Below are 26068 nucleotides of genomic sequence, written 5' to 3' on the forward strand. Positions count from 1 at the left end.
CTGCCGCCATGCCGTAACCTCCTGATCAGGAAGCCTTGGCAACCACCACCATGGCTGGCTTAAGCAGGCGCCCGTACAGCGTCCATGTTGGCGTCCATGCCTGCATGACCGTACCGGGTTCGTGCCCAGCACTCGGCTGTTCTGCCATTGCCTGATGCAGGTTGGCATCAAACGGCTTGCCTGCCGGGTCATCACACTTGATGCCGTGGCGTTCCAGAATGGAAATGAAGGAGCGTTCCGTGCTTTCAATGCCTTCACGCATTTTGGTCAGCACAGAATCTTCGCCTTCCTGCGCAGGTGGCAGGCTGGCCAGCGCACGGCGCAGGTTTTCTGCTGCTTCCACCACGTCACGCGCAAATTTCTGCACGGCGTACTGGCGGGCATCATCCAGATCACGCTTTGCACGAGCGCGCAGGTTCTGGTTTTCAGCCTCTGAGCGCAGCCACTTTTCTTTAAAGTCAGCAGCGGTCTGCTCAAGTTCCTGAATACGCGCTTCCGGGCCGCTTGGCTGACCGTTCTGCGCAGCTTCAGCAGCGGCTTCGTGTTCCGGAGCCGTCTGCTCGGCCGGGGCCGGCTGTGCTGCCGGCGTTTCGACCTGTGTGGGATCTGTATCTTGGGTCATGCCTTTTGAAGTAAGCAACACAAACGCCGCCGACAAGACCCGCCACCCCTGCCATGTGCATGATTTTATGCCCTATCTACACAATACAGAAAAAAGCTGGCCGATTCTGGACAGGGGCACTTGGCAGGATAGGATGGCAGGGCCTAGTCTATAGGGCTTGCTCGCATGGCAGCAGGGAAGGACAACGCAGACAATGACAGAGCGCACCAAGCAGACAATTGCGCTGGTGGATGATGACCGCAATATCCTGACATCGGTGCAGATGACGCTGGAGGCAGAAGGCTTCAATGTTCGCACATATACAGATGGCGAATCGGCCTTGCAGGGTTTAACGGCTTATCCGGTTGATCTGGCTGTTCTGGATATCAAGATGCCCCGCATGGATGGCATGGAACTTCTGCAACGGTTGCGCACCCGCTCCAACCTGCCTGTCATTTTCCTGTCCTCCAAGAACGAGGAAGTTGACCAGCTTATGGGCCTGCGCCTTGGGGCGGATGATTACATCACCAAGCCGTTCTCCCAACGTCTTTTGCTGGAACGCATCCGCGCTCTGCTGCGCCGGAATGAAGTGAGCCGTGCAGAAGCCAATGGGGAGCCTACGGGCGGCGCATTGGTGCGTGGCAACCTTTCCTTGGATGAACTGCGCCATAAATGCACATGGAAAGGGGAAGATGTGCCCCTGACCGTAACGGAGTTTCTGCTGGTAAAAACACTGGCCCAGCGGCCCGGACTGGTGAAATCCCGCGATCAGCTGATTGATGCTGCGTATGGCGACACCGTGTATGTGGATGACCGCACCATCGACAGCCATATCAAACGTGTGCGCAAAAAGTTCCGCCAGGTGGATGACGAATTCAACCAGATCGAAACCCTATACGGTATCGGTTACCGATATCGGGAAGACTGATCGCGGTTCATGACCAGCCCGCCCGCCCCTTCTTTTTTTAAGGCGCTGGCAGGCCGCATTGGTGGCCTGCATTATCTGTCCATGCCGGGCAACAAGCCCCGCAAAGGCAGTATAGAAGCCACAGCGGCTTATCAGGCCTCTCGCACACGGCTGATTTCTCCGCTGATGCGGCGGGTCTTGCTGGTTAACATTCTGCCGATTGCCCTGCTGGGCGTGACCATTCTGTTTCTGAACCAGTTTCGGAACGGCCTGCTGGCAACAGAAGTTACCGCCCTGCGTGAACAGGCCCGAATTTATGCGGGCGCATTGGGGCAAAGTGCCGTACGCGCCGCACATCCCCATGCTACTAATCCGCAGGACCGTGACTATGTGCTGGAAGAATCTCTGGCCCGTCCACTGTTGCTGCGGCTTACAGAGCCAAGCCCCAACGCCCATGCCCGCCTGTTTGGGCCAGATGGCCGCTTGGTGGCTGACAATCTGGCAGACTGGCCCGAAACGGCAGAACCCGCCCCGGCCACACCGCGCAATGAGCAACGTGTTAAAACCATTCCTTTTCCACCAGCCACGCAGCCCGGCATTTATGAGCGGTTTCTGACATGGCTGTGGGGCAGCCATAATTCGGGCATTGTCACGCTGAATACGGATGAAGAAGACATTCCTGCCCGGCCCTCCGGCACAGCTGTCGGCACAAAAGGCGCACCGCCGCCACCTCCGCTGGAAGCGCCGCCCTATATCCGGCGTACCGCACGGGGGCGCCTGATTATTACGGTAGCTGAACCTGTCATGCATGATGGCAGCACCATTGGCATTATTCAGCTAACCCGCGTGGCCTCACAGGTTGATCGGTCCCTGTTTGCCATTCGGTCTTCCATTCTGTCCGTTTTTCTGATGGCTCTTGTGTTGACGGTACTGCTCTCGTGGTACCTCTCACTCACCATTGCGCGGCCACTGTTGCGGCTGGCCGCATCAGCACAGGTTATGCGTGATGCAACAGGCCGCACTGGCACCGTGCCCGCACGACTGCTGGCCAGACGTGATGAAATTGGCGATGTAGCGCGTGCCCTGCAAGCCAGCGCACAAGCGCTCTGGAAGCGTATGGACGCCATTGAACGCTTTGCCGCTGATGTCAGCCACGAAATTAAAAATCCACTGTCTTCCATCCGCTCGGCCATTGAAACACTGCTGCGTATTGAAGACCTGAACCAGCAACGCCGCCTGCTGACCATTATCAACGATGATGTGCGCAGGTTAGACAGGCTGATTACCGATATTTCAGACGCCAGCCGTCTGGACGCCGAAATGTCGCGCGCTAAGGCTGAACCTGTTGCCATTGCGCCGCTGCTTTCTGTTTTGGCAGAAATTCAGCAGGCTACCCGGCAAGATGGGCAACCCATTGTGCAAACAAATGTGCAGGGCGATACCCCAGAAAGCCCATTGGAAGTTCTGGCTGTAGAAGATCGTCTTGTGCAGGTTTTGCGCAACCTGATTGGTAATGCCATTTCCTTTTCTCCGCCCAACGGCCACATCACGCTCTCAGCTATGCCAACAGGCAAGATGGTCACCATTTCTGTGGCAGATGAAGGCCCGGGCATTCCGCAGGCCAAGCTGGATTCGATTTTTGACCGCTTTTATTCCGAGCGCCCGAAGAATGAAAATTTCGGCCAACACTCAGGCTTGGGGCTTTCCATCAGCCGTCAGATTATAGAAGCCCTGCACGGCACGATTTCCGTTGATAATCTGCACAACCAGAATGGGCAGGTTATTGGAGCCTGTTTTACCATTCAGCTCCCGCGGGTCATTGTCACCCGTTAGCCCGGTAAAACTGAGTGCATTTAGAAGGCGTAATCTTCTTCCTGCGCTTCAGCCACTTCTTCCTGCACAACCAGCTCAAAAATAATTTTGGGCTGGGAAGAAGGCGCATCCTTTAACCACATCAGTGTCATGATTGGGGAAATGGAAGGGAAAAACTGCCGAAAAACGGGAAAACAGGATGGAAAATTTTCGGCATCCGCAACGGTGCAAAGAATATGGGTAACATCATGCAAGGCATGCCCCTGTTGGGCCAGAAGCTCTACCCCCTGCTCCAGTGCTGCACGGCACTGCTCAGCCATATCAAGCCCTTTGATATGCGGCGCCGTTATGCCTGAAAGAACAAATCCGCCCGTTATATGTTTAAGATGTGGTGTATGCTGTTTCACCAAAGCCCGATCTGCCTGTTGTTTTTGCGTCATGACAATGTCAGGACGTAAGGCAAGAATGAACAGACCGCAATTTTCTCTTTCGTAACAAACGCCTTGTTTTACGTCACAAAACGCAACGATGTGTTACGAAGTGATGCCTGCCTTGAGGATAATGCCTTCTCACAACGGGCCAAACTGCAGTAAAGTGGCTGAGCAAAGCACTTAACAGGTTTACTGGCTGATTCCAGGTTCTGGCATCTTTCTGCATCATCAACCAGCACCTGCCAGCCTCAAGATGGAGAGGAAAAGCCGTTCATGGTTACGGCAGATGATACGCCCGCACCACGCCGCATTCTGCTGGTGTCCGGCCTATCTGGGGCGGGCAAATCCTCCATCCTGCGGATTCTGGAAGATCTGGAACACGAAGTTATCGACAACCCTCCACTTGGGATGTTGGATGATATTGTTGCCCGTGCAGAACGCCCTGTTGCCATTGGGGTAGATTCCCGCACCCGTGGGTTTGATGCTTCCGCCGTGCTGGAAGCCATGGCCCGCCTGCGCATGAACCCGCACCTGCGTGTTGAACTGATTTATGCCACAGCAGATGAAAGCGTGCTGCTACGCCGCTATACGGCAACACGCCGCCGCCATCCGCTGGCACCGCACGGCAGTATCAAAGAAGGTATTGAAGAAGAAATAGCCCTGACAGCTCCACTACGGGCTGCGGCTGATCTGGTGATTGATACAACAGATATGCCCCCGCCGGAGCTACGCCAGTTTGTAGAAAGCCGCTTTAGCCCGTGGACAGGTGGGGCGCAGGAAGGCCTGACTGTAGCGCTGATGTCCTTCGCCTACCCGGCGGGCCTGCCGCGTGAAGCTGATATTGTTTTTGATGCCCGCTTTTTGCGCAATCCGCATTATGTGCCCGAACTGGCCCCAAAAACCGGGTTGGATGCTGACGTAGCAGAATATGTGGCTGAAGACCGCGATTACCTGCCCTTCCTGAACCAGATTCATGCCATGCTGCAACTGGTGCTTCCGCGCTTTGTGCAGGAAGGCAAGAAATACGCCACCATTGCCATTGGCTGTTCAGGCGGGCGGCATCGCTCCGTAACCATTGTGGAAGCCTTGGCCAAAAGACTTTCCGCGCCTGACGGAATGGGGAAGTATGAGGGCGCGGGAAAATGGCCCATCATGGTCATGCACCGTGAACTGGCCCGGCAGGGCATTACCTCTTGGCGTTGGGCCAGAAAACCTGTGGAGCCTGCCTTGTCTGATTCTTCACGCACACTCTAATTCCAGACGGAAACATACTGCCCTCAGGCATGGCCCACCTGTCCGCTCAAGCGCAATGGGTCGATATTGATAGAAGCCAAGGCACGCCGCCATTTGGCTGCATGGTCGCTCCCAAACACAATATCCCGCGTGGCGGGTGCCACCAGCCAGGCATCCTGCTGAAGAATTTCTTCTTCAAGCTGTCCGGCTGTCCAACTGGCATGGCCCATAGCCAACAGGGCTTCTTGCGGGCCTTTGCCTGCGGCAATTTCCTTCAGCACATCCACGCTGCCTGTCAGGGCAACATTTGGGCTGACACTCAGGCTATTTTCCCCTTCCCATTCAGCGGAATGCAGCACAAGGCCCCGCCCTGCATCTACCGGGCCACCTGCACACAAACCAATCCGCCGGACCGGAGGCATGGGCTGGATATCAAGTTGGGCTAACAATTCATCAAAGCTGGCCACAGCCAAGCGCTTGTTCACCACCAACCCCATTGTGCCCGTATCTGGCGCATGTGCGCAGATATAAATCACACTCTGAGCAAAAGGTGTTTGCGCCAACATGGGGGAAGCCACCAGCAACATACCTGCGAGAGAATGTGTTTCTTCTGGCTCGGATGGCGCAGAAATAGAAGAATTTACGGATATCATACTCAGAATATGAGAAGCGCCTCTTTTTTTGACAAGATTGAACCTGCCTTTATGACTGACATATGCCCCGCCGCAATCTGTGAAGGGCAAATATTTTGTAAGGCAATTATAGCATGAATACCCTTTCGCGCTTTCTGGATGCGCTAGACAGCTATCATGTTACGGATGGCAGCAAGTTTAAACTAAGCGCGCATAATCCGAATGATGACGGCAATCTGGGCCTGACAAAAGCAGATGGAAAACTTCTGCTGCGCAAAGTCAAAAGCCTTTTGCAAATATTGCAAGAACTTCTCTACGCCAACCAGACCCACTCTCTGCTGATCATTTTGCAAGGTATGGATGCTGCAGGCAAAGATGGCACTATCAAGCATGTGATGTCTGGGGTGAACCCCCAAGGGGTTTCCGTAACGTCTTTCAAACAACCCGGCCCGACTGAACTGCAACACGGCTTTTTATGGCGCATCCATACCGCCGCACCGCAGGCAGGGCGTATCGTTATTTTTAACCGCAGCCAGTATGAAGATGTACTGGTAACCCGCGTGCATCCAGAATTGCTCCAGAACGCTCATCTGACGGGGGAAGTAAACACCCCTGAATTCTGGCAAGGCCGCTTTAGCGATATCCGCCATCTGGAACACTATTTTAGCCGCCAGGGCACTGTGGTGCTTAAGTTTTTCCTGAATATCTCGCCCGAAGAACAGCGGAAACGCCTATTGGCCCGGCTGGATATTCCGGAAAAGCGCTGGAAATTCTCACCTTCCGATTTGAAAGAGCGTGAATTCTGGAAGGAATATGCCACAGCTTATCAGGATGCCATTGCCGAAACAGCGCGCCCGTATGCGCCGTGGATTATCGTGCCTTCCAACCACAAATGGTATGCGCGCCTTGTGGTAATTGGCACCATTATTCGTGCTCTTAGAAACCTGCATCAGGTTACACCCAAGCCTGCGCCAGAAGTTGAACACTTTCTGGATGAATACCGTGCCCATCTTCTGGCTGAAAAAGGCCAGATCCCCACTCCACAGAACTGAACCTGAATGATGTCTTCACGTTTTCCCGCACTTATGCTGGCAGGCCTTACGGGTCTAGCAGCCTCTTGCCTCTCCTCCCCGGCACAAGCCCGATGGGGCTGGAAGCAGGAAGCCCCTGCTGCATCCTCCATGCCTGCGACCTGCAATAATCAGGATTTCCTGAACAAACAGCAGGATTATGAAAATGGCGGTGCCAAAGGGGATACACCCGTCCATATCTGCGGCACCGTGCGCGCAGTCAGCGCCAAGGCGCGCCATACACGCAGCGGGTGGCATGGATATTTTTATGTAACCGTTGCCCCCAACATTTCCATCCGCATTGTGACCAATCTGGATGAAATGCACACACCCTCATGGCCGTGGGTCAATAAGGGAGACCAGGTGGAAGTGGTGGGGCGTTATTATTACGATTCCTACCGCAAGCAGGGCATTGACTGGACACACCGTGGCACTGGCAAATCTTGGCCAATTCCGGGTTCTGTTACGGTTAACGGCACCAAGTACGACTGATCTTTTTCAGTTCCCGCAGCACATACAAACAGGGCCGCCAGATATTTTCTGGCGGCCCTGCAGTTATTTACGCACGTGGCAGACATTCATCAGCCCGTTGCTTCTTCCTCATGCTCACTGCCGTGGGTGTCTTCCCCATTGTTGGATGAGCTATTGCTTTCAACAATATCAAACGCCAGTTCACCGTTCTTCAGGCCAATTTTAACGGCTCCACCCTTTGCCAGCTTGCCAAATAGCAGTTCTTCGGCCAGCGGCTTCTTGATGGATTCCTGAATAACGCGCCCCAGAGGCCGTGCGCCATACAGCCTGTCATACCCACGCTCTGCCAGCCATTCCTTGGCTGCGGAAGACAGTTCGATGGTCACATTGCGGTCTGCAAGCTGTGCTTCCAACTGGAGCACAAACTTTTCAACCACCTGCCCCACAATTTCAGGCGAGAGGTGTGCAAACGGAATAATGGCATCCAGACGGTTGCGGAATTCTGGCGTAAACAGGCGTTTGATGGCCTCTTCATCCTCACCTTCACGCACCTGACGACCAAAGCCCACGGCTTCCTTGCTCATATCCGACGCACCGGCATTGGTGGTCATGATCAGGATAACGTTGCGGAAATCGACCGTCTTACCGTTATGGTCTGTCAGCTTTCCGTTATCCATCACCTGCAACAGCACGTTGTACAGATCTGGATGTGCCTTTTCGATTTCATCCAGAAGCAGCACTGCGTGTGGGTGCTGATCAATGGCATCTGTCAGCAAACCGCCCTGATCGAACCCTACATACCCCGGAGGCGCACCCAACAGACGAGAGATGGAATGCCGCTCCATGTATTCGGACATATCGAAGCGAACCAGTTCAATCCCCAGCGCTGTTGCCAGCTGACGGGCCACTTCTGTTTTACCAACCCCGGTGGGGCCAGAGAACAGATAGTTGCCAATCGGCTTTTCTGCATCACGCAGGCCAGCACGCGCCAGCTTGATAGCCGCAGACAAGGCATCAATGGCCTGATCCTGCCCGAACACCATCCCTTTCAGATCGCGTTCCAGAGAACGCAGCACTTCCTTATCATCCGCAGAGATGCTTTTGGGTGGGATGCGGGCAATACGCGCGATAATGTCTTCCACATCCTTCAGGTTCACCGTCTTGCGGCGGCGGCCTTCTGGCTGAAGCATGCGGGAAGCACCTACCTCATCAATCACGTCAATCGCCTTATCGGGTAGCTTGCGATCATGAATGTACTTGGCAGACAGTTCCACTGCCGCACGAATGGCTTCTTCCGTGTAACGCACCTTGTGGTGTTTTTCGTAGCTGCCTTTCAGGCCGCGCAGAATTTTCACCGCATCATCAATGGTGGGTTCAGGCACATCAATCTTCTGGAAGCGCCGCACAAGTGCACGGTCTTTTTCGAAGTGCTGCCGGAATTCCTTATACGTTGTGGACCCGATGCAGCGCAGAGTGCCTGCCGCCAATGCAGGTTTAAGCAGGTTAGAGGCATCCATCGCGCCGCCTGATGTTGCCCCAGCACCAATAACGGTGTGGATTTCATCAATAAACAGGATGGCGTGCGGGTCCTGATCCAGCTCTGTTACCACAGCTTTCAGGCGTTCTTCAAAATCACCGCGGTAGCGTGTACCTGCCAGCAATGCGCCCATATCCAACGAATAGATGGTGGATTTCAGCAGCACTTCTGGCACGTTACCTTCCACAATGCGGCGGGCCAGCCCTTCCGCAATGGCGGTTTTGCCTACACCCGGATCCCCCACATAAAGTGGGTTGTTCTTGGTGCGGCGGCACAAAATCTGAATGGTGCGTTCAATTTCCGTATCGCGCCCGATAAGCGGATCTACCTTACCGGCAATCGCCTTATCGTTCAGATTGACGCAATAGGTAGACAGCGCATCCTGATTGCCCTTCTGGCTTTTGCTTTCTGTCCGTTCGGGTTCTTCCCCGCCCTTTTCTGCATTGGATTCCGTACCCGCAACCGGGCGGCGCGTGGAACGATCCGGCGCTTTGGCAATACCGTGAGACAGAAAGTTAACAGCATCCAGCCGCGTCATATCCTGCAACTGCAGGAAATACACTGCATGGCTTTCCCGTTCGGCAAACAGGGCCACAAGCACGTTTGCGCCTGTTACCTCATCCCGCCCGGTTGATTGCACATGAATAGCCGCCCGCTGAATAACGCGCTGGAACGCGGCGGTAGGTTTTGGTTCTGTTGGCCGATCAGATGCCAGCCCGGCCAAATCCTTATCCAGAAAACCTGTCAGATCCGTGCGCAGGCGGTCCAGATCCACCCCGCACGCCCGGAACACCGTAACGGCGTCCGCATCATCAACCAGGGCAAGAAGCAGATGCTCAAGCGTGGCGTATTCATGATGCCGTTCACCGGCCAGAATGAGCGCCCGATGTAGAGTCTGTTCGAGATTGCGTGACAACATGACGAGACGCTCCTTTCCCCAGACATTGCAGGCACGGTAGCAACGCTACCCACCATACCCGCAGCCCTTGTTATCATATTTGGCTGCTTCTTCAGGAAATGCGAGTCTTATTCCGCGTAAAAAACGCGTATCATGCCGTTTTTTGGCAATAACGTTGCAGAAGTGATCAGTCTTTTTCGATCGTGCACTGTAATGGGTGCTGGTTTTGCCGCGCCAGATCCATAACTTGCGCCACCTTGGTTTCTGCTACTTCATAAGTGAACACACCGCACACCCCAACACCACGCCGATGCACATTCAGCATGATGTCTGTGGCCTCTTCCCGATTCTTCTGAAAAAAGCGTTCGAGCACGTACACCACAAATTCCATTGGGGTGTAATCATCATTCAGCATCAGCACTTTGTACATGGCCGGTTTGCGGGTTTTGGGTTTGGCCCGCACCACCACGCCAATATCAGCGCCATCATCTGAAGAATCCGCGCCTCCGCCACGGCGCAAAGGCCCATTACCCGTATGCAGAACAGGATCGCGATGCAGAACCATTATGGGCAAACTCCGGCAGCAGGTCAGACAAAATCATGGGGCTGTATCTTCCACCATATTGGTTACGGCAACCCCATATGGAAGAGGACATACCACGCCATACCTTTATAACGTGCCTATGCTCTGTGCACTGCCATATTTGTGCCACATAGGCAGAACACACGAAAACAGACACACTACCACGCCGCTAAAACTGAAACCCTGATTCGGATTTTTCCAGATTTATGCAGTCGTGGGCTTGCGATCTTAAGCGGCAGACGGAATAGTAACCCTGCAGGAAGCAGGTGGGGGTGGCAGTGGCAGACAGGACAGTAATGCGGCACGCAACAACGGCAGAAAACAATAAACTGCCCAAGCTGAAACGTAAAAAAACGCCATCTTTGCGCAAATGGATTGGCCTGCTGGCAGGATTAGCCGTTGGCACCACCGCCACTTATGGCAAAGCGCATGCACAATATGCGGGGCAGTTAAGCTCCATTGTGGTAGATGCACGCACAGGCGCTGTTCTTTCGCAAGATGATCCAGACCTCCGCCGCTACCCGGCCAGCCTGACAAAGCTGATGACCCTGTATATGACATTCAACGCCCTGCGCGCTGGTGCCATCTCACTGGATCAGGCTGTGCCCGTTTCCATCCATGCCTCTACTATGGAACCTTCCAAACTCGGATTGGTTCCCGGCTCGCATCTTACGGTTGAACAGGCGATTCTGGCTCTTGTTACAAAATCCGCCAACGATGCCGCCTGCGCATTGGGTGAACTGATTGGTGGCGGCAGCGAACCCCAGTTTGCCGCAATGATGACGCAGCAGGCCCATTACCTGGGCATGAGCAACACCACCTTCCGCAATGCCTCTGGCCTGCCTGACCCGGACCAGATGACAACAGCGCGCGACCTGTCCACTCTGGGCCGCCGTCTGATTTCTGACTTCCCGGAATATTACCACTACTTTTCAACACCGTATTTCAGCTTCCACCGCCGTATCATTCCCAACCACAACCCCATGCTGAAAGTGTATGCAGGGGCAGATGGCATGAAAACCGGCTACACACAGGAAGCCGGGCGTAACCTTGTTACCTCCGCCATTCGCGATAACGTGCGGCTTGTGGGCGTGGTTATGGGGGCTTCCAGCAATACCCAGCGCTCATTGGTTATGGCCAATCAGCTAGACCGTGGGTTTGATGCAGAAGGTGTAGCCCCTGTTGCACGGCCCCTTATGCTGGCCCGTGCCCAAATTGGCACACGCACAGCCCGCAACCATCATGCACTTATCATGGCGGCATCTGCCCACCGCCGTGTGGTGGAAGTGGCCTCAGCCCCTGCGGCACGCCGTGGCCGACACGTTCTGGCCATGCCAGTTTCTGGCGGCCACCATGTGCGGCTGATTGGTGCCAAGGTGCGGCCTGCAACGGCAACTTCTTCCAGAAGTGCAACCAAACACCGCACAGCACATAACCATACCTGAGTTTTTTCTGCCGATTCTTCCGGCTTAGGCAATCCGCAACGGCATAAGCGGGTTGCCTTTGCTGCCTGCTAGTTCCATCTTGCGGCTGACTCGTTTAACGCCTGCAAAATTTAGGGAGCAGCATTATGGCCGGCAGAGGCGGAATTATTCTGCATACTGAAGAAGATTTTAAAATGTTGCGTGCTGCCGGCCGTCTGGCAGCTTCTACGCTGGATATGATTACCCCTTACGTCAAACCCGGCGTGACCACTGGGGAACTTGATCGTATTATTCATGAATACACGCTGGCGCATGGCGCCGTGCCCGGCCCGCTGAATTATCGCGGTTACCCCAAATCCTGCTGTATTTCTGTTAACCATGTTGTGTGCCATGGCATTCCCGGTGATCGCGTTCTGCAGGAAGGGGATATCGTGAATATTGATGTCACCCCCAAGCTGAACGGCTGGTTTGGTGATAGCAGCCGCATGTACACAGTGGGCAAGGTTGCTATCAAAGCAGCCAAGCTGATTACGGCAACCTATGAAAGCATGATGCGCGGGATTGAAGCCGTACGCCCCGGTGCCACGCTGGGTGATATTGGGTACGCCATCCAGAGCTATGCAGAAAAACACCGTTATTCGATTGTGGAAGACTTCTGTGGCCACGGCATCGGCCAGACCTTTCATACCGAACCCAACATCCTGCACTATGGCCGCCCCGGCGAAGGCATGAAGCTGAAGGCAGGCATGGTATTTACCATTGAGCCCATGCTGAACATTGGCAAAGCCGATGTGAAAATTCTGGAAGATGGGTGGACAGCTGTAACGCGAGATCGCTCCCTTTCCGCCCAGTTTGAGCACATGCTGGCTGTAACCGAAAAAGGTTATGAAATTTTCACGCTTTCTCCTGCTGGCTATACCTGCCCACCCTACCCTGTAAAAGGATAAGCCCCCATGCCTGCTCCCATACAGCGTTTGTCCCTCCCCTCCCGTTTGGTGGCGATGGCAGTGCTTTGTATGGGAGTGGGGGCTACCACCATACAGCCGCTATGGGCAGCGGCACCCGTGGCATCTGCGCCAGACCCGCTGGCATTCAGCACAACGCAGCCTGATCACCTCCCACCTTTAGCACCCACACGTGGGGCGCACGGCATGGCCGTTTCTGCCCAACGCCTTGCATCTGAAGCCGGAGCGCACATTCTGGCCCAAGGCGGCAATGCAGCAGATGCAGCCGTAGCTATGGGGTATGCATTGGCTGTTGTTTACCCTGCGGCGGGTAACTTGGGCGGCGGTGGCTTTATGCTGCTGCGCCCACCGGGCAAACAGCAAAGTGTTTTTCTGGATTTTCGGGAAAAAGCTCCCGCTGCGGCCACCCCCACCATGTTTTTGGATGAGCACGGCAATGTGCTGCCCGATCAGTCCGTCATCGGGTGGAAGGCTGTTGCCATTCCCGGCACTGTTGCTGGACTGGAGGAAGTTCATAAACGCTGGGGCAAATTGCCGCGTCAGGCTGTGCTAGCCCCGGCCATTCGGCTGGCGCGTGAAGGCTTTGTGCTAGAAACGGGAGATGTGGCGCTGCTGAACACCTCTACCGAGGCTTTTCGTAAAGACCCCTATGCACGGGCTATTTTCCTGCGCCCCGATGGCTCTCCCCTACAGGTGGGAGACAAACTGGTGCAAAAAGACCTTGCCCGCTCGTTGGAACAGATTGCCCACCACGGGGCAGATGCGTTTTACAAAGGCCCCATTGCCCATGCCATTGTAGATGCCTCTCGCAAGAATGGTGGCATTCTCACCCTTGCAGATTTTGCACATTACGCACCGCGCGAACTCCCTCCGCTAACGTGCCATTATCGCGGGTTGGAGGTGGAAACCGCACCACCCCCAAGTGCCGGTGGTGTTGCCCTGTGTGAAATGCTGAACATTCTGGGTGGCTACAATATGCAAACCCTTGGTTTGCACACAGCCCCAGCTTTGCAGCGTGAAATAGAAGCCATGCGCCACGCTTATTCTGACAGGCGTGATCTGGGTGATCCGGCTTTTGTGCCCAACCCCAGCCAGCATTTGCTAGACACAACTTACGCAGCCGAAATACGGGCGCAGATTCCCACAGATCATGCTGTGCCTTCTACATCCCTGAAAGCCGGGGATGCCTCTGCCGAAAAACCTGAAACCACGCAGTTTTCTGTAATGGACAAAAATGGCTTTGCCATTTCCACCACCTACACACTGAACGGATGGTTTGGCGCCAAGGTGATTGGTGGCAATACCGGCATTTTCATGAATGATGAGATGGATGATTTTTCCATCAAACCCGGTGCGCCCAATATGTTTGGTATTCCCGGCAGCACAGCCAACGCCATTGCTCCGGGTAAAACACCTCTTTCTTCCATGACACCCACCATTCTCTCCCGTAATGGCAAGCCCGTTATGGTGATAGGCAGCCCCGGTGGCTCGCGCATTCCCACCATTGTGCTGTCTGTTATTCTGGGTGTTGTGGATTACGGATTGGATATCCAACAGGCCATTGATCTTCCGCGCCTGCATGAACAGTGGATGCCCGATGCGGTAGAAATAGAATCCGGCGCGGTTTCTTCTTCCGTAGAACATACGCTGGAGCATGAGGGCTACCATTTTGCCCCCCATGCGCCATGGGGCATACCAGAGGGTATTCTGGCCGGTAGCCCACGCTTAACAGACCAGACCACAGGTACCCCGCCGTATTTTGGCGGGTATGACAGGCGCCATCCCGGCGGTGCCGCTATAGGCGAGTAAGCCTATAGCCTGTCCAACTTGTGGGTGGTTCCCTTTGGGTCTTTCACTTGCTTGGAGCCTTGCACATAGTCAGGCCCCAACGGCACCTTGCCGTAACCACCGGGAATATCCAGCACATAGAGCGGCCACGCCAAACCGGTTACGCGCCCGCGCAACCCTGCAAGCAGGCGCTGCCCTTCCTCTACCGGCACATGAAAATGCGCCGTGCCGGGGGCTGGGTCCAACTGGTGCAGGTAATACGGGCGCATGCGGGTTTCCACCATGGCACGGAACAGGTCTTCCAACGCCTGCTCGCTATCATTCACACCACGCAGCAGAACAGATTGCCCCAGTAGCGGAATACCCCTGCGCACAATGCGCTTAAGGCATGCCCGCGCGGGCTCGGACATTTCCCGCGCGTGGTTGATGTGTACAGCCATCCACATGGCTTTGTCTGTTTCCAGCGCATCCAACAGGGCATCTGTTACCCGCTCCGGGTCCGCCACAGGCACACGGCTATGCACACGAATAGTCGTGACATGCGGCATGGCCGAAAGCGCTGCCACAATATGCCCAAGTCGACGCGGAGAGAGCATCAGCGGATCTCCCCCTGTCAGAATCACTTCGCGAATCTGCTCATGCGTGCGCAGCCACTCCAGCGCCTGTTCCAGCGCGGCATCATCCAACACGCCCCCATCTGGCCCCACATGCTCGCGCCTAAAGCAGAATCGGCAATAAAGCGGGCAGATCAGCAAAGGCTTTAACAACGCCCGATCTGCATAACGGTGCACAATGCCGGGCACGGGTGAAAGCGCGTTATCCCCAATAGGATCAGAGCGTTCCTCGGGCGCAATCTCCAGTTCCTGCGCAGAGGGCACAACCTGTACGCCTATCGGATCACCCGGCGAGGTGATTAAATCCAGAAAAGCTGGTGGAATGGCTGTGGCATAATGCTGGGCAACATCATCCAGCATCTCATGCTGTTTGGGGGGCACCAAACCGGCTGCTATCAGATCATCCGGGGTGCGCAATGTTTTGCGCCGTGAAAAAGAGGGCTTGACCGGGAAAGACATGTCACGCCTCTACTCCTCTCATGTCAGACTCTGCAACTGTTCAGCCTGATCCGGGTATGAAAGACCCCGATCATATTCTTGACCGGCTTCCTTTTCTGCTACGCCGTAATCTGGTTTTACGCGGAGCCCGCGCCTTTCTGGAAGCGCGTGGTTGTGTGGAAGTGGAAACACCTTACGCCGTGCCTACACCGGGGGAGGAGGTACATCTTCAACCCTTCCATACGGTACAAGAAGCACCTGATGGCGTGCAACAAAACCTGTTCCTGCACACCAGCCCGGAATTTGCCATGAAGCGTATTGTGGCGGCCACCGGGCTCCCTGTTTTTCAGTTTGCGCGTGTCTGGCGAAATGGCGAGGACAGTCACCTGCACGCCCCAGAATTTACCATGCTGGAATGGTACCAACCCAACATGACACTGGAAGGGCTGATGGATGAAACCGAGGCCCTTTTACAAGCCATATTGCCGCCGATTCTCCACCATTCTGGCCATAGCCTGAACATATCCGGCCCGTTTGAGCGGCTGACCATGCAAAAAGCCTTCCATCGCCATGCCGGTGTCGACCTTCTGCCTACAGAAGGGAATGCACAGGCATTGGCAAACGCGGCAGGCTGCACATTGCGTGAGGGCGAAACGTGGGAGGATCTGTTCTTCCGCCTGCTGATGGAGCGCATAGAACCAGCCATTGGCCGCACGCGCCCCACGTTTCTCACCCATTGGCCAGCCAGCCAAGCCGCCTTGGCGCGCAAAAGCCCGCAAGACCCACGTATGGCCCTACGATTTGAGCTTTATGCTGCGGGCATGGAGTTAGCGAACGCTTTTGAAGAGCTGACAGACGCCACAGAACAACGCCTCCGTTTTGAGGCCGACCGCCACCAGCGCAAAACCCTCTACCCCAACCGCCCAGATTGGCCGTTGGATGAAAAACTGCTCAGCGCCCTGCCCCATATGCCCACCTGCTCTGGCATTGCGCTGGGATTTGATAGGTTGGTTATGCTGGCTTGCGGCACAACACGTATACAGAACGTCTTGTGGATAAACGGTTAGTCTGCAACATTTGGCGCAACCATAATATGTTGTTCAACATTTATCCGTATGATGCCCGGTTACAAAACTGCCGGCGGGAGCCAGAGCTGCCATGATGCATAAAAGATTTATCCTGCTGCTGGGCGCTCTGGCCCTAACGGGTTGCCAGGTACCCAGCAAAAAGGAACGGCGCCAGCTTGATTCCATGATCGGCAAACAAACAACCGATGTGGTGCGTACATTTGGCGTGCCAACGCGGCAGTTTGTTTCTGGCAACCACACCTTTCTGGCCTATATCAACCAGCAAACCGACTACACCATGCCCATGAGCGGTTGGGGATGGGACGGCGGCTGGGGTGGCTGGGGCGGATACGGCCCCGGCTGGGGCATGGGCGGCTGGGATGGTGGATGGGGCGGCATGGGTGGTGGCATGGGCACAGCCTACACCTACACCTGCCAGACCACGTTTGAGCTGGTAAACGGTATTGTAACAGCCTGGACAATGCGAGGAGACGGGTGCTGAGTATACCCGGTGCGGTCTTCTACTTCATGAAGCCAGTCTTTCTTTTAGCGGCATGATCTTTTGGGAGACATCCATGCACTCTAAGCGTGTTCTGTACAGAACAGTCTTTACCTCACGTGCGCTTGCACCCGCAGCCATAGGCATTGCAGCCTTGGTGCTTGGCGGCTGTACGCAAAGCCGCGCACGGCAGGATACGTATAAAGTTGCCAATTCAACCTGTTCATACATGATGCCAACAGTTTCGGGCACACGCACATACGTACCCACCCAACAAAGCCAGAACTTTGCTGGGGCCGAACCAAAAGGTGCCCCAGATAGCAAGATTGCCTATCCCAATCCAGAAACACCGGCTTTTTGCGACCGTCCTTTGTCAGACACGCTTCCGAGTTCTCTGGAAATGGCAGATTACACCCATTTGCTCACGGCAACCGGGCTGCTTGCCATCCTCCAGCAAGATGGACCGTTTACAGTTTTCGGTATCCCGAATTCTGCGCTGGAAACCTATGATGCCCAAACAGGCAACAAGCTGACAAGCCCGGACAATACGGCAGTTATCAAGGAAATACTGTCTTACACCATTGTAAAAGGGCGGTGGCCTCTGGCCAAAATCAAGCAGGCGGCTCTGGCCTCCCCCACCCAATCGGTCGGGTTGCCTACCCTGAATGGCCAGTTGCTTTCAGCGTGGGTGGATGGGCCGTCTGGCCAAGTGGTTATTGGCAACGGACAAGGCATGACATCCCACCTATGGGTTACGGGAATTCCGCAATCTAACGGTGTGCTTTACTTCACGCAGGATCTTGTTCTTCCACCTGTTGCGCAACAAAACGCAGCTACCAGCACATCTGCTTCTGCGGCCTCTGTAACCCCTGCAAACCCACTGCCCACAGCACAGGCACAGGCACAGGCACAGGCACAGGCACAGGCCAACACGGTGGCCGCACGCACGCAACCGGCTACAGCCACCTACACCTCTCGCAAGGAAAACCTTACAACGCCGCCTGTTTTACAACTGCCCTGAAAACAGTTTGAGAACACAAAAAAGCCCCTGCCAGTGTAAATACCGGCAGGGGCTTTTTTATAGATGAAGCAGGCAAGAAAGCCTGCTGACATCACCGCAGAATTAGAGGGCAGACTGCGCCTTATCCAGCACCATGCTGCACAGCTTGGTTTTGAGTTCACCCTTCAGGTTTGCCAAGGAGAACATCTGGTTATTGCCAGTCTGCAGCAGGCCACGCTGGCCAGCTTCATACGCGCTGGAAGATGTCACGCCCGGCTGCTGTGTCAGGCTACCCAGAACGGATTGCGCTGTAGAAGAACTCTGCTGGAGCACATTGTTCTGCACACAGTAACCAAGAATACCGGCCAGATTGCCTGTGCTGGCGGAAGAAAGGCTTGGCAGCATGCTGGATGCCATGCTTGTGCCCTGACTTGCCACACCGCTTTCAGCACCAGACAGGGCACTTTTACCGATAGAGCCCAGTCCGCCGCCAAAACCCTGTGCATGCACAGCCGGAGCAGCCACAACACCAGCAGCCATAGCCAGCATCAGGAATGTTTTTTTATTCAGCATGGAAAATATCCAGTTCTCGATAATCGTGCCGCTTCCTTCATCTGCAGATCAGCATGATCTGTTTGATCAGAAAGCGCGTTCTGATACTTAGCATTGCCCGCAAACATGGCAAAAACCCGTATCAAACCCGACAAAAATCAGCCTTGCCACGCATCCGGCTGCTGCCACCACTGTTCAGGTGGCATAACAAAATCTGCCCCACTGGCATTTAACACCGCCAGATCTGCCGGTGTTTGTGCCTGCGCCACCACGGGCAGTTCCATCATCAAGGACCACCAGCGCGTAAGAGCAGAAACAGTTTCAAGCGATGCGCCATCTTCTGCACCAAAGCAGATATAATCTGCGCCATCTTCACCAGCGCACATGGCGGCATCTCGGCTTTCCCCCACAGCCACACCAAGCTGAAGATCCGGCCCGATAATACGCCGCACATCTTTTACAGAAGCCGCTGTATATGACGCAGAAAGGTGCACGCCATCACACCCGGTTTCCTGCGCAAGAGTGGGAGCGTTTTCCAGCATCAGGGCGATATCACGCGCCTGAATAACCGGTTTAAGCAGCAATACGGCCTGACGAGCCGCAGAAGCAGGCATATCCACCAGCCGCAGCAACACGGCTGCGGGCTGATGGTGCACTAAACCTGCCTCAAGGACAGGTAGAAAAGCCTGCGCATCAGACACAGCAGGCGTTACAGGATAAAGATCAGACATAGTGTTCCTTATCTCATGCCCGCTGCGCAGATACTACGGCTGTTTCAGCCTTTGAAAATGGTGGTGATTTTGTCCAGCAGGGCCAGAGCTTCTGCCTTCGGACGCTGGAACACGTTACGGCCGATAATGGAACCGAAGCCACCGCCATCCTGAATACCCTGAATGGTCTGCAGCAGTTCATCCGTGCTGGTATGCGCACCACCGGAGAAGATCACGATACGGCGGCCTGCAAAGCAGGACTGCACCACATGCTGCACGCGGGCAGCCAGAGTGGCAACGTCAATCTTGTTCTGCTCATACGCTGACTTGTTGGCATCCAGCGCCACAACTTCCGTTGGCGGCTTTACCTTGATGATGTGCGCACCCGTCAGCGCTGCCATATGTGCGGCATAAGCGCATACATCCACTGCGGTTTCAGCTTTTTTGTCCAGCACGGGGCCACGTGGGTAGCTCCATACAATAACGGCCAAGCCAGCAGCTTTGGCTTCTGCTGCCAGTTCGCGCAGTTCTTCCATCTGCTCGAAGCAGTATTCGGAACCCGGATAGATGGTGAAACCAATACCGGAGCAACCCAGACGCAGTGCATCAGACACGGTGCCCGTTACAGCCTGATCTTTTTCCGTTGCAAGACTGTTGGAGCTGTTGCACTTCAGAATCAGCGGAATTTCGCCAGCATATGTTGCTGCGCCGCATTCCAGCATACCCAGCGGTGCTGCATAGCCGCTCAGGCCAGCTTCAATAGCCAGCTCAAAGTGATAATGCGGGTCATACGCTGCCGGATTGGCTGCAAAGGAACGGGCCGGGCCATGCTCAAACCCCTGATCAACCGGCAGAATCACCAGCTTTCCCGTGCCACCCAGCTTACCTGCGTTAAGCAGACGAGCCAGATTCATCTTGGTGCCGGGATTATCGCTCTCGTACTGGTCGAGAATAGCCTTAACCTTGGGGGTAAGTGTCATGGGTAACAATCCTTTTTTTGCCTTGTGTCCGGCAGTTTATTTTCCGGATCTGAGGATTGGCAATAACCGTCGGTGAAATACCCGACAAGAGAAGACGTGTGACATAATGATGGTATAAGGTGAAATGATGGCGGCCGGGCACGCAACAACGTGCCAGATTCCTGCATATAAACCGCTTTTACCGCCTTAAACTGGGCCGTAGGAGCCTGCAACACTGCGTGTTTTTGGCCCATACGTACGGCACCCAATGCATAAGCTGCGCTGCCACCGCAATCCAGCGCATGCCAAAATGCACAGCCTACCGAATCCTCCAGCGCTGCAATAAGTGCCAACCACCAGCCCGCCCCCATAAAACCAGCCGCACCCGGGGCAGACAGAAAACCAAAACGCGCGCTTGTGCCGTCTATCATGCCCGCCACTTCACGCGCAGCACGACAGGCAGCCATGCCAGATTCGTATCCATCAATCGTAAACAGCCTGTCTGGCTGCAATTTTGGCAAGAAAAGTGAAGCGTTTTTGGTTAGCATGCTTGACGCCATCGCGTTTGCGGGTGATTCCTGAGCGCAGTTGACAAAAACAAGAATGCAGGATCAAGCCGTGGAGCCGTCTTTGCCCCAGACTGACGAACACGCTGGTAAACAGCACCCGGCCACACAGCCACCGGCTGGGCAAGACCCCATAGCCCGGCTGGATCGTGCCTTGCAACGCATTTCCTTTGCTGTTGAAAAAGGGCTGCAACAGCAAACCCGCACGGGCACGGAAAAACAGGAACTGGTGGCTAATGTAGATGCCCTTCTCTCCCGCGTGCGTGATGCGCTGGAGCGGGCGGATAAGCCATCCCCCCTTACCTTTTACAACCCGGCAGAACACGAACAGGGAAACTGATAGAGCATGGCACTTGTTTCGGTTCGGATTAACGGCCACAGCTATACGGTAGGGTGCGATAACGGGCAGGAACGCCACGTTCAGGCCATGGCCCAGCAGGTGGAGCGTCGCGTGCAGCGCGTGCGGGACATGGGCTTTAGCGGAGATGCCCGGGTGCTGGTGCTGGCCGCCCTTTTAATGGCGGATGAGATACAGGATCTTTCTGGCAGCCGCGTGCCAGATGCCACCATACAAGCTGCAAAAGATGCCGAACGCCTGCGCGCAGAGCAGGCTTTGACAGCCAGCCGTTTGGCTGATTTGGCCGAACGTGCGGAATCTCTTGCAGCGGAGCTTGAGCGCGCCTACATAGATGAGGCGGGGCTGCCCAACGCGTGAGGCAAGTCATCCCCTGGGCCGATAAGCACTTCCTAGGGAGCTGGCTCTGTTGTGGCCCTGGTCACATTATCCGGCGCCCACCTGCACTCGCAGGTCCTGGAGGTTGAAAGACCCACGGTTCATGGTGGCTCCGCACATTTCTTCCCCACAAGGTGATCCGCCTGCTGTTGCCGCGCGCAAAAAAGAATTGCGCCAGCACTGCATGGCTACGCTAAAGGCGCGTGATGAGGCGCTGGATAGCGGTATTCTCACCCACTTGCATACGCTTCTGCGCCCCCTGCTGCCTGCCGTTGTTGCTGGCGTGTGGCCTCTGCCGCATGAAGTGAACTTATGCCCGCTGTGCCACACATTAGTGGATGCAGGCGCAACCATGGTCCTGCCTGAAACACCACCACGTGGGCAGCCCCTTATTTTTCGGCGCTGGACGCCCCATACCCCCATGATGCAAGGCCGGTTTGGCACAGAATTTCCAGATGGCCCGGTGCTGCAACCCGCCATCATATTGGTGCCATTGCTGGGGTTTGACCGCACAGGCAACCGGCTAGGATATGGCGGCGGATATTATGATCGCACTCTGGCCGCCATGCCCGATGCCCTTAGTATTGGGTATGCACCATCCTGCCAGGAATTAGACAGTCTGCCTGCTGGCCCGTATGACAGGCCACTTTCCTGTATTGTGACTGAAAAGGAGATTCTCCGTTTTGACTAACTGCAAACACAGGAAACCCTTGGCGTGAGACTCCTTTTTCTGGGTGATATTGTAGGCCGCACTGGCCGCGAAGCCGTTTTAAGCCGCCTGCCCGCCCTGCGTGAAAAACTGGCGCTGGATCTGGTTGTAGTAAATGCCGAAAACGCCAGCCACGGCTTTGGCCTTTCCCCCGCTATTGCAACATCCCTACTGCAAGGCGGCGTAGATGTTCTTACCCTTGGCAACCATGCGTGGGACAGGCGCGATCTGATTGGGCACATTACCTCCGAACCCCGCATTGTGCGCCCACTCAACTATCCCCCCGGCACGCCCGGCCAAGGCAGTGTGGTGGTAGAATTGGCAGATGGCCGCAAAGCCCTTGTGGTCAACGTGATGGGCCGTTTGTTTATGGACCCGCTGGATGACCCATTCCGGTGCATGAATGAACTGCTGAACAAGCATCGCCTTGGCACCACCATACAAGCGGCTATTGTGGATGTGCATGCAGAAGCCACGAGCGAAAAGTGGGCTATGGGCCACATGCTGGATGGCCGCGTTTCTTTGGTAGTGGGCACGCATACGCATACGCCCACGGCAGACCATCGGATTCTGGCAGGCGGCACTGCGTTCCAGACAGATGCAGGCATGTGCGGAGATTACGACAGCGTTATTGGCATGACCAAGGAACCCGCCGTAACCCGCTTTGTGCGCAAAATGCCGGGCGAACGCCTGCAACCCGCTGAAGGCGAAGCCACAATATGCGGAATTATGGTGGAAACAGAAGATGCCACCGGCCTTGCCCGCCGTGTGGCTCCTCTGCGCCAAGGAGGCCTGCTGGCCCAGACACTGCCTGATTTTTAAAATCAGGCAGTGCGTTTGTAGCGCAGTTTTAGGCGGCCTGATCTTTCAAGGCAGCTACAGCTTGCTGTGTGGCAATAGTAAGGGATTGAGGCAGCGCATCCAGCGCAAACCATTCCAGCCCATCATGCTTATGTGGCTCGCAGATATGAGGCTGCCCGGTGTACTGCTGCACCGTGTAAACAGGGGCAACCCAATGTGCGCCTGCGGCCGGATCAATCTGATCCACCACGCAAAGTAGCGTACCCAACTGCACGGCTAAGCCGGTTTCTTCCTGCACTTCGCGGATAACAGCAGCCGGTACGGTTTCAAACGGATCAACCTTACCGCCCGGCAAGCCCCAGCAGCCTGCTTCTGGCTGTTTAAGGCGACGTATAAGCAGAATCTGGCCAGCATTATTCAGAATGGCTGCGCCACATCCTACTGCTGGTAAAGTCGGCTGCGCGCTCACCACACCAACCTTTTAATAGCGGCAACCGGAGCCAAACCTGCGGCCTTGGCTTCTTCTTTTGCCAACTGGATATCATCCCCAATCATTTCCTGATGGATACCACCCAGAATCCACAGCCCGGCCACATCTACAGCAGAAGCACCGCGCATATCGGTGGCCAGTGCATCGCCAATGGCCAAAATACGCTGGCGTGGCACATTCAGCATCTCAAAAACAGGTTCGTACACACGGGAGTATGGCTTACCAATCCAGCTCACCTTGCCGCCCTGTTCTGCATAAAAGGCAGCAAGTGCACCCGCACAAATCTGCCGTTTACCGCCTTTTACCACCACCATATCCGGGTTGGCGCATACCATTGGCAGGCCCCGTTCCAGACAGGCACGCAGTTCTGGCAGATACGGGTCTAGCGACCCCACGCCGCGTTCAGCATCTGGCCCGGTGTTCATGATAAAATCAGCATCGGCAGGCTGCGCCACGCGCTGCACGTCCAACCCATCATACAGGCCCAGATCATGCGTGCCGCCAATATGCAGCACTTTGGGACCAAGATTGGCAAACCAGGGGTCTGTTCGCGCTTTTAACAAGCGGCGGGTTTCTTCACCGCTTGTCATCACGCCATCATGCAATTCACGGGAAATACCAAAGGCTTCAAGCTGCGCGCACACCACATCTGCCGGACGAGGCGCATTGGAAAGCATGACAATTTTTTTGCCCGATGCACGCAGGGCCTGCAAACAGTCCACAGCACCGGGATACGGCTGCACACCGTCATGCACCGTGCCCCATAGATCTATGATATAGCCATCATACTGATCTGCCAGCGCGGCAAGGCCTGTAATCTGCTGCATATCTTCTACAGTTTGTTGCGATGTCATAGATCCTTACCCCGAATATCATCCAGCGTTTCAATGCCCTGCGTACGCATGATGTGCTGCATTTCGCGCTTTAACCGCCCAACCAGTGCGGGGCCTTCATAAGCAAATGCTGTGTAAACCTGCACCAGATCAGCCCCAAGGCGGATTCGGGTCAGAATGTCTTCCCCGCTTTCAATGCCACCACAAGCCACCAATGCCAGACGGCCAGCCGCAGCCTGCGCAACCAGACGCAGCATTTCCGTTGCGCGTGGTTTGAGCGGACGGCCAGAAAGACCTCCGGCTTCTGTGCGATACGGGCTTTGCAGGGAATCGGGGCGTGCCAGTGTGGTGTTGGTAACAATCAGCCCCTGCGCGCCACCAGCTACGGCAGCTTCTACAATCGGGCCAATGGCATCATCTTCCAGATCTGGTGCCAGCTTAATTAGCAACGGTGGTCGTTCTGCATGGCGAGCCGAAATAGCATCCAGAATCCCTCGCAGGCGGGCAGCATCCTGCAAACCGCGCAGGCCCGGCGTATTGGGGGAAGAAACATTCAGCACAATGTAATTCACGTATGGCTTAACGCGGGCCACCAGTTCTGGATAATCACGCTCCGGGTCTGCGCCGGTTTTGTTAATGCCGATATTGGCACCTACGGGTGCCCCGGCCCCACCGCCCCGGCCTGATGGCAACGGGCGAGACAGACGCGCCAGACGCACCGCAAACTTGTCGATCCCCTGGTTATTAAAGCCCATGCGGTTGATAACCGCCCGGTCTTCCGTAAGGCGGAAAAGCCGGGGCTTGGGGTTGCCAGCCTGCGGGCGTGGCGTAACGGTTCCGGCTTCTACAAACCCGAATCCCAATTGCGCCAAGGGGCGCAGAACACGGGCATTCTTATCAAACCCAGCGGCAATGCCGATGGGGTTGGAAAACCGCATACCCAGCGCGCGTGTTGCAAGGGCAGGATCATCCTTGGGCCGCTTTATGGGTACGGATACGCCCAGTGTCAGGGCATCCAAAGCCAGTTCATGGGCCTGTTCCGGATCTAACCGGCGCAGGAACGGAAGAGAGAGTGAGGCAAGCACAGACATGCCTTGTGTACTGCCCCAAGCCCAGCCTCAAGAAAAGCAGAAAAAACAGAGCCACCACACAAGCGTGAGAAAAGTTGATGCATTTTTATCTTGATAATGAGAATTATTCTCATCTAAATAGAGTTATCGCACACATGCCACACAAAGGATGAAGGCTTCTGCCTTCAGGAATGCGCCATGACACGTTCACCTGTTTACCTGACGGATCTTGCCTGCAGCGAACGGCTGACACTTTGGACCATTCGCCGCCTTGCAGGAATACAAACAAACCCCCACACGCCCACAACCGGGCCATCGGGCGGCCTGTTTCTACCCTGCTTCAGGCAGGAGTTTCTGGCTGTTGCACAAACCTTTCATGATGCGCTGACAGATATGGCCGCGCTGGAAATGCCTGCACTGGATATTCGGGTTGGCTGCGCTCTGTCTGTCACCAGCACAGAGTATCGTCTTTTATTGGCAACTGAAGCCGCGCAGAATGAGCGCAATACAGATATGGACACCCTGCTTCAGCCACTTGTGCCTTTTGCTGGACTGCGCGCACGTCTTGCTTCTGCCATTACAACGCTGGGGGCTTGCCTTGCCGGGGCGGGATACTGGCTCTCTTCTGTGGTTACCGTCCGTTATGCAAGAGTTTTCTGACCCATATTGACGTGT

The 26068-nt window shown here is 55.3% G+C and carries 28 protein-coding genes, 1 other RNA gene and 1 pseudogene; 17 read left to right on the forward strand and 13 right to left on the reverse strand.

Translation table 11 applies throughout. The annotated features are described in order from the left end of the window. Positions 1 to 25: 25 nt before the first annotated feature. Positions 26 to 622 carry a nucleotide exchange factor GrpE gene (locus APA10_RS03735; protein WP_035365843.1) on the reverse strand — a complete coding sequence of 199 codons (597 nt, stop codon included), beginning with the start codon at positions 620 to 622 and terminating at the stop codon, positions 26 to 28. A gap of 193 nt (positions 623 to 815) precedes the next feature. Between APA10_RS03735 and APA10_RS03740 the strand changes: the two genes are divergently transcribed. After that, the gene (locus APA10_RS03740; protein WP_003623821.1) at positions 816 to 1529 is read left to right on the forward strand and encodes a response regulator transcription factor; all 714 of its coding nucleotides are present in this window, start codon (positions 816 to 818) and stop codon (positions 1527 to 1529) included. Positions 1530 to 1538: 9 nt separating this feature from the next. Further along, a complete protein-coding gene (locus APA10_RS03745; protein WP_003623822.1) occupies positions 1539 to 3341 on the forward strand; it encodes an ATP-binding protein in 1803 nt (600 codons plus the stop codon). 20 nt (positions 3342 to 3361) lie between these two features. Here APA10_RS03745 and APA10_RS03750 read toward each other — a convergent pair whose 3' ends face one another. Continuing rightward, positions 3362 to 3760 (reverse strand): RidA family protein, encoded by a 399-nt coding sequence (locus tag APA10_RS03750; RefSeq protein WP_003623823.1) that lies wholly within the window; start codon positions 3758 to 3760, stop codon positions 3362 to 3364. 264 nt (positions 3761 to 4024) lie between these two features. On the opposite strand from APA10_RS03750, the gene rapZ reads away from it, so the two are divergent. Then, a complete protein-coding gene (gene rapZ, locus APA10_RS03755) occupies positions 4025 to 5005 on the forward strand; it encodes an RNase adapter RapZ (protein ID WP_003623826.1) in 981 nt (326 codons plus the stop codon). Between the two features lie 23 nt (positions 5006 to 5028). Here rapZ and APA10_RS03760 read toward each other — a convergent pair whose 3' ends face one another. After that, positions 5029 to 5637 carry a YqgE/AlgH family protein gene (locus tag APA10_RS03760; protein ID WP_003623828.1) on the reverse strand — a complete coding sequence of 203 codons (609 nt, stop codon included), beginning with the start codon at positions 5635 to 5637 and terminating at the stop codon, positions 5029 to 5031. Between the two features lie 113 nt (positions 5638 to 5750). On the opposite strand from APA10_RS03760, the gene APA10_RS03765 reads away from it, so the two are divergent. Beyond that, positions 5751 to 6668, forward strand: coding sequence for a polyphosphate kinase 2 family protein (locus APA10_RS03765; protein ID WP_003623830.1), 918 nt, complete (start codon positions 5751 to 5753; stop codon positions 6666 to 6668). Positions 6669 to 6674: 6 nt separating this feature from the next. Further along, positions 6675 to 7178 carry a DUF3465 domain-containing protein gene (locus APA10_RS03770; RefSeq protein ID WP_003623834.1) on the forward strand — a complete coding sequence of 168 codons (504 nt, stop codon included), beginning with the start codon at positions 6675 to 6677 and terminating at the stop codon, positions 7176 to 7178. A gap of 89 nt (positions 7179 to 7267) precedes the next feature. Here the strand turns inward: APA10_RS03770 and clpA are convergent, their stop codons facing one another. Both clpA and clpS read right to left on the reverse strand, forming a co-directional pair. After that, positions 7268 to 9613: an ATP-dependent Clp protease ATP-binding subunit ClpA gene (gene clpA, locus APA10_RS03775; protein WP_003623836.1), complete on the reverse strand. Its 2346-nt coding sequence runs from the start codon at positions 9611 to 9613 to the stop codon at positions 7268 to 7270. Positions 9614 to 9779: 166 nt separating this feature from the next. Beyond that, positions 9780 to 10157: an ATP-dependent Clp protease adapter ClpS gene (gene clpS, locus APA10_RS03780; RefSeq protein ID WP_003629716.1), complete on the reverse strand. Its 378-nt coding sequence runs from the start codon at positions 10155 to 10157 to the stop codon at positions 9780 to 9782. 314 nt (positions 10158 to 10471) lie between these two features. Here clpS and APA10_RS03785 point away from each other — a divergent pair, with 314 nt between their 5' ends. The 3 genes from APA10_RS03785 (at position 10472) to ggt (ending at position 14373) form a co-directional block, all read left to right on the forward strand. After that, entirely contained in the window at positions 10472 to 11620 is a 1149-nt protein-coding gene (locus APA10_RS03785) for a D-alanyl-D-alanine carboxypeptidase family protein (RefSeq protein ID WP_003629714.1), read from the forward strand. A gap of 125 nt (positions 11621 to 11745) precedes the next feature. After that, entirely contained in the window at positions 11746 to 12546 is an 801-nt protein-coding gene (gene map, locus APA10_RS03790) for a type I methionyl aminopeptidase (RefSeq protein ID WP_003623842.1), read from the forward strand. A 6-nt stretch (positions 12547 to 12552) separates the two neighbouring features. Then, entirely contained in the window at positions 12553 to 14373 is a 1821-nt protein-coding gene (ggt, locus tag APA10_RS03795) for a gamma-glutamyltransferase (RefSeq protein WP_035365842.1), read from the forward strand. Between the two features lie 2 nt (positions 14374 to 14375). Here ggt and APA10_RS03800 read toward each other — a convergent pair whose 3' ends face one another. Next, complete coding sequence (locus APA10_RS03800) at positions 14376 to 15425, reverse strand: lysine-2,3-aminomutase-like protein (protein WP_003629711.1); 1050 nt, start codon at positions 15423 to 15425, stop codon at positions 14376 to 14378. Positions 15426 to 15445: 20 nt separating this feature from the next. Between APA10_RS03800 and epmA the strand changes: the two genes are divergently transcribed. From epmA to APA10_RS03815, 3 genes are all read left to right on the forward strand, one after another. Continuing rightward, positions 15446 to 16471 (forward strand): EF-P lysine aminoacylase EpmA, encoded by a 1026-nt coding sequence (gene epmA / locus APA10_RS03805; RefSeq protein WP_003629710.1) that lies wholly within the window; start codon positions 15446 to 15448, stop codon positions 16469 to 16471. A 91-nt stretch (positions 16472 to 16562) separates the two neighbouring features. After that, entirely contained in the window at positions 16563 to 16973 is a 411-nt protein-coding gene (locus tag APA10_RS03810) for a hypothetical protein (protein ID WP_006116827.1), read from the forward strand. 52 nt (positions 16974 to 17025) lie between these two features. After that, positions 17026 to 17991: a fasciclin domain-containing protein gene (locus APA10_RS03815; RefSeq protein WP_035367325.1), complete on the forward strand. Its 966-nt coding sequence runs from the start codon at positions 17026 to 17028 to the stop codon at positions 17989 to 17991. A 102-nt stretch (positions 17992 to 18093) separates the two neighbouring features. Here the strand turns inward: APA10_RS03815 and APA10_RS03820 are convergent, their stop codons facing one another. The 4 genes from APA10_RS03820 to APA10_RS03835 form a co-directional block, all read right to left on the reverse strand. After that, the gene (locus tag APA10_RS03820) at positions 18094 to 18519 is read right to left on the reverse strand and encodes a DUF2501 domain-containing protein (protein ID WP_174714285.1); all 426 of its coding nucleotides are present in this window, start codon (positions 18517 to 18519) and stop codon (positions 18094 to 18096) included. 161 nt (positions 18520 to 18680) lie between these two features. After that, positions 18681 to 19253 (reverse strand): thiamine phosphate synthase, encoded by a 573-nt coding sequence (locus APA10_RS03825; RefSeq protein ID WP_003630956.1) that lies wholly within the window; start codon positions 19251 to 19253, stop codon positions 18681 to 18683. Positions 19254 to 19297: 44 nt separating this feature from the next. Then, positions 19298 to 20212: a class I fructose-bisphosphate aldolase gene (locus APA10_RS03830; protein WP_035367327.1), complete on the reverse strand. Its 915-nt coding sequence runs from the start codon at positions 20210 to 20212 to the stop codon at positions 19298 to 19300. Next, the gene (locus APA10_RS03835) at positions 20209 to 20739 is read right to left on the reverse strand and encodes a hypothetical protein (protein ID WP_003630954.1); all 531 of its coding nucleotides are present in this window, start codon (positions 20737 to 20739) and stop codon (positions 20209 to 20211) included. The genes APA10_RS03830 and APA10_RS03835 overlap by 4 nt, the downstream gene beginning before the upstream one ends. 55 nt (positions 20740 to 20794) lie before the next feature. On the opposite strand from APA10_RS03835, the gene APA10_RS03840 reads away from it, so the two are divergent. The 5 genes and pseudogenes from APA10_RS03840 to APA10_RS03855 all read left to right on the forward strand — a co-directional run bounded on the left by APA10_RS03840 (position 20795) and on the right by APA10_RS03855 (position 23021). Further along, positions 20795 to 21097: a hypothetical protein gene (locus tag APA10_RS03840; RefSeq protein WP_003630953.1), complete on the forward strand. Its 303-nt coding sequence runs from the start codon at positions 20795 to 20797 to the stop codon at positions 21095 to 21097. A gap of 6 nt (positions 21098 to 21103) precedes the next feature. Beyond that, positions 21104 to 21430, forward strand: a pseudogene (locus APA10_RS03845) (cell division protein ZapA); the annotation flags it as partial. 21 nt (positions 21431 to 21451) lie between these two features. After that, a non-coding RNA gene (ssrS, locus tag APA10_RS14425) (6S RNA) lies at positions 21452 to 21607 on the forward strand. Further along, complete coding sequence (locus APA10_RS03850) at positions 21594 to 22181, forward strand: 5-formyltetrahydrofolate cyclo-ligase (protein WP_003630952.1); 588 nt, start codon at positions 21594 to 21596, stop codon at positions 22179 to 22181. The genes ssrS and APA10_RS03850 overlap by 14 nt, the downstream gene beginning before the upstream one ends. A gap of 24 nt (positions 22182 to 22205) precedes the next feature. Then, complete coding sequence (locus APA10_RS03855; protein WP_003624765.1) at positions 22206 to 23021, forward strand: TIGR00282 family metallophosphoesterase; 816 nt, start codon at positions 22206 to 22208, stop codon at positions 23019 to 23021. Between the two features lie 28 nt (positions 23022 to 23049). Here APA10_RS03855 and APA10_RS03860 read toward each other — a convergent pair whose 3' ends face one another. The 3 genes from APA10_RS03860 to APA10_RS03870 are packed head-to-tail and all read right to left on the reverse strand — an operon-like array spanning position 23050 to position 25414. Then, positions 23050 to 23472, reverse strand: a complete 423-nt coding sequence (locus APA10_RS03860) for an NUDIX hydrolase (RefSeq protein WP_174714281.1) — start codon at positions 23470 to 23472, stop codon at positions 23050 to 23052. Beyond that, a complete protein-coding gene (locus APA10_RS03865; RefSeq protein WP_003630948.1) occupies positions 23466 to 24344 on the reverse strand; it encodes a TIGR01459 family HAD-type hydrolase in 879 nt (292 codons plus the stop codon). Before APA10_RS03865 ends, APA10_RS03860 begins: the two co-directional genes overlap by 7 nt. Continuing rightward, complete coding sequence (locus APA10_RS03870; RefSeq protein WP_003624771.1) at positions 24341 to 25414, reverse strand: quinone-dependent dihydroorotate dehydrogenase; 1074 nt, start codon at positions 25412 to 25414, stop codon at positions 24341 to 24343. Before APA10_RS03870 ends, APA10_RS03865 begins: the two co-directional genes overlap by 4 nt. A gap of 177 nt (positions 25415 to 25591) precedes the next feature. Between APA10_RS03870 and APA10_RS03875 the strand changes: the two genes are divergently transcribed. Beyond that, positions 25592 to 26053 carry a hypothetical protein gene (locus APA10_RS03875; protein ID WP_250697610.1) on the forward strand — a complete coding sequence of 154 codons (462 nt, stop codon included), beginning with the start codon at positions 25592 to 25594 and terminating at the stop codon, positions 26051 to 26053. The last annotated feature ends 15 nt before the right edge of the window (positions 26054 to 26068 follow it).

Origin of the sequence: Acetobacter pasteurianus subsp. pasteurianus LMG 1262 = NBRC 106471 (assembly GCF_000285275.1) — a bacterium.
GTDB classification, from domain to species: domain Bacteria; phylum Pseudomonadota; class Alphaproteobacteria; order Acetobacterales; family Acetobacteraceae; genus Acetobacter; species Acetobacter pasteurianus.

Excerpts from the sequence above, each read along its gene's own strand:
- APA10_RS03735 (WP_035365843.1), bottom strand. The coding sequence starts at position 622 with ATGACCCAAGATACAGATCCCACACAGGTCGAAACGCCGGCAGCACAG.
- APA10_RS03740 (WP_003623821.1), top strand. The coding sequence starts at position 816 with ATGACAGAGCGCACCAAGCAGACAATTGCGCTGGTGGATGATGACCGC.
- APA10_RS03745 (WP_003623822.1), top strand. The coding sequence starts at position 1,539 with ATGACCAGCCCGCCCGCCCCTTCTTTTTTTAAGGCGCTGGCAGGCCGC.
- APA10_RS03750 (WP_003623823.1), bottom strand. The coding sequence starts at position 3,760 with ATGACGCAAAAACAACAGGCAGATCGGGCTTTGGTGAAACAGCATACA.
- rapZ (WP_003623826.1), top strand. The coding sequence starts at position 4,025 with ATGGTTACGGCAGATGATACGCCCGCACCACGCCGCATTCTGCTGGTG.
- APA10_RS03760 (WP_003623828.1), bottom strand. The coding sequence starts at position 5,637 with ATGATATCCGTAAATTCTTCTATTTCTGCGCCATCCGAGCCAGAAGAA.
- APA10_RS03765 (WP_003623830.1), top strand. The coding sequence starts at position 5,751 with ATGAATACCCTTTCGCGCTTTCTGGATGCGCTAGACAGCTATCATGTT.
- APA10_RS03770 (WP_003623834.1), top strand. The coding sequence starts at position 6,675 with ATGATGTCTTCACGTTTTCCCGCACTTATGCTGGCAGGCCTTACGGGT.
- clpA (WP_003623836.1), bottom strand. The coding sequence starts at position 9,613 with ATGTTGTCACGCAATCTCGAACAGACTCTACATCGGGCGCTCATTCTG.
- clpS (WP_003629716.1), bottom strand. The coding sequence starts at position 10,157 with ATGGTTCTGCATCGCGATCCTGTTCTGCATACGGGTAATGGGCCTTTG.
- APA10_RS03785 (WP_003629714.1), top strand. The coding sequence starts at position 10,472 with ATGCGGCACGCAACAACGGCAGAAAACAATAAACTGCCCAAGCTGAAA.
- map (WP_003623842.1), top strand. The coding sequence starts at position 11,746 with ATGGCCGGCAGAGGCGGAATTATTCTGCATACTGAAGAAGATTTTAAA.
- ggt (WP_035365842.1), top strand. The coding sequence starts at position 12,553 with ATGCCTGCTCCCATACAGCGTTTGTCCCTCCCCTCCCGTTTGGTGGCG.
- APA10_RS03800 (WP_003629711.1), bottom strand. The coding sequence starts at position 15,425 with ATGTCTTTCCCGGTCAAGCCCTCTTTTTCACGGCGCAAAACATTGCGC.
- epmA (WP_003629710.1), top strand. The coding sequence starts at position 15,446 with ATGTCAGACTCTGCAACTGTTCAGCCTGATCCGGGTATGAAAGACCCC.
- APA10_RS03810 (WP_006116827.1), top strand. The coding sequence starts at position 16,563 with ATGATGCATAAAAGATTTATCCTGCTGCTGGGCGCTCTGGCCCTAACG.
- APA10_RS03815 (WP_035367325.1), top strand. The coding sequence starts at position 17,026 with ATGATCTTTTGGGAGACATCCATGCACTCTAAGCGTGTTCTGTACAGA.
- APA10_RS03820 (WP_174714285.1), bottom strand. The coding sequence starts at position 18,519 with ATGCTGGCTATGGCTGCTGGTGTTGTGGCTGCTCCGGCTGTGCATGCA.
- APA10_RS03825 (WP_003630956.1), bottom strand. The coding sequence starts at position 19,253 with ATGTCTGATCTTTATCCTGTAACGCCTGCTGTGTCTGATGCGCAGGCT.
- APA10_RS03830 (WP_035367327.1), bottom strand. The coding sequence starts at position 20,212 with ATGACACTTACCCCCAAGGTTAAGGCTATTCTCGACCAGTACGAGAGC.
- APA10_RS03835 (WP_003630954.1), bottom strand. The coding sequence starts at position 20,739 with ATGCTAACCAAAAACGCTTCACTTTTCTTGCCAAAATTGCAGCCAGAC.
- APA10_RS03840 (WP_003630953.1), top strand. The coding sequence starts at position 20,795 with ATGCAGGATCAAGCCGTGGAGCCGTCTTTGCCCCAGACTGACGAACAC.
- APA10_RS03850 (WP_003630952.1), top strand. The coding sequence starts at position 21,594 with ATGGTGGCTCCGCACATTTCTTCCCCACAAGGTGATCCGCCTGCTGTT.
- APA10_RS03865 (WP_003630948.1), bottom strand. The coding sequence starts at position 24,344 with ATGACATCGCAACAAACTGTAGAAGATATGCAGCAGATTACAGGCCTT.
- APA10_RS03870 (WP_003624771.1), bottom strand. The coding sequence starts at position 25,414 with ATGTCTGTGCTTGCCTCACTCTCTCTTCCGTTCCTGCGCCGGTTAGAT.
- APA10_RS03875 (WP_250697610.1), top strand. The coding sequence starts at position 25,592 with ATGACACGTTCACCTGTTTACCTGACGGATCTTGCCTGCAGCGAACGG.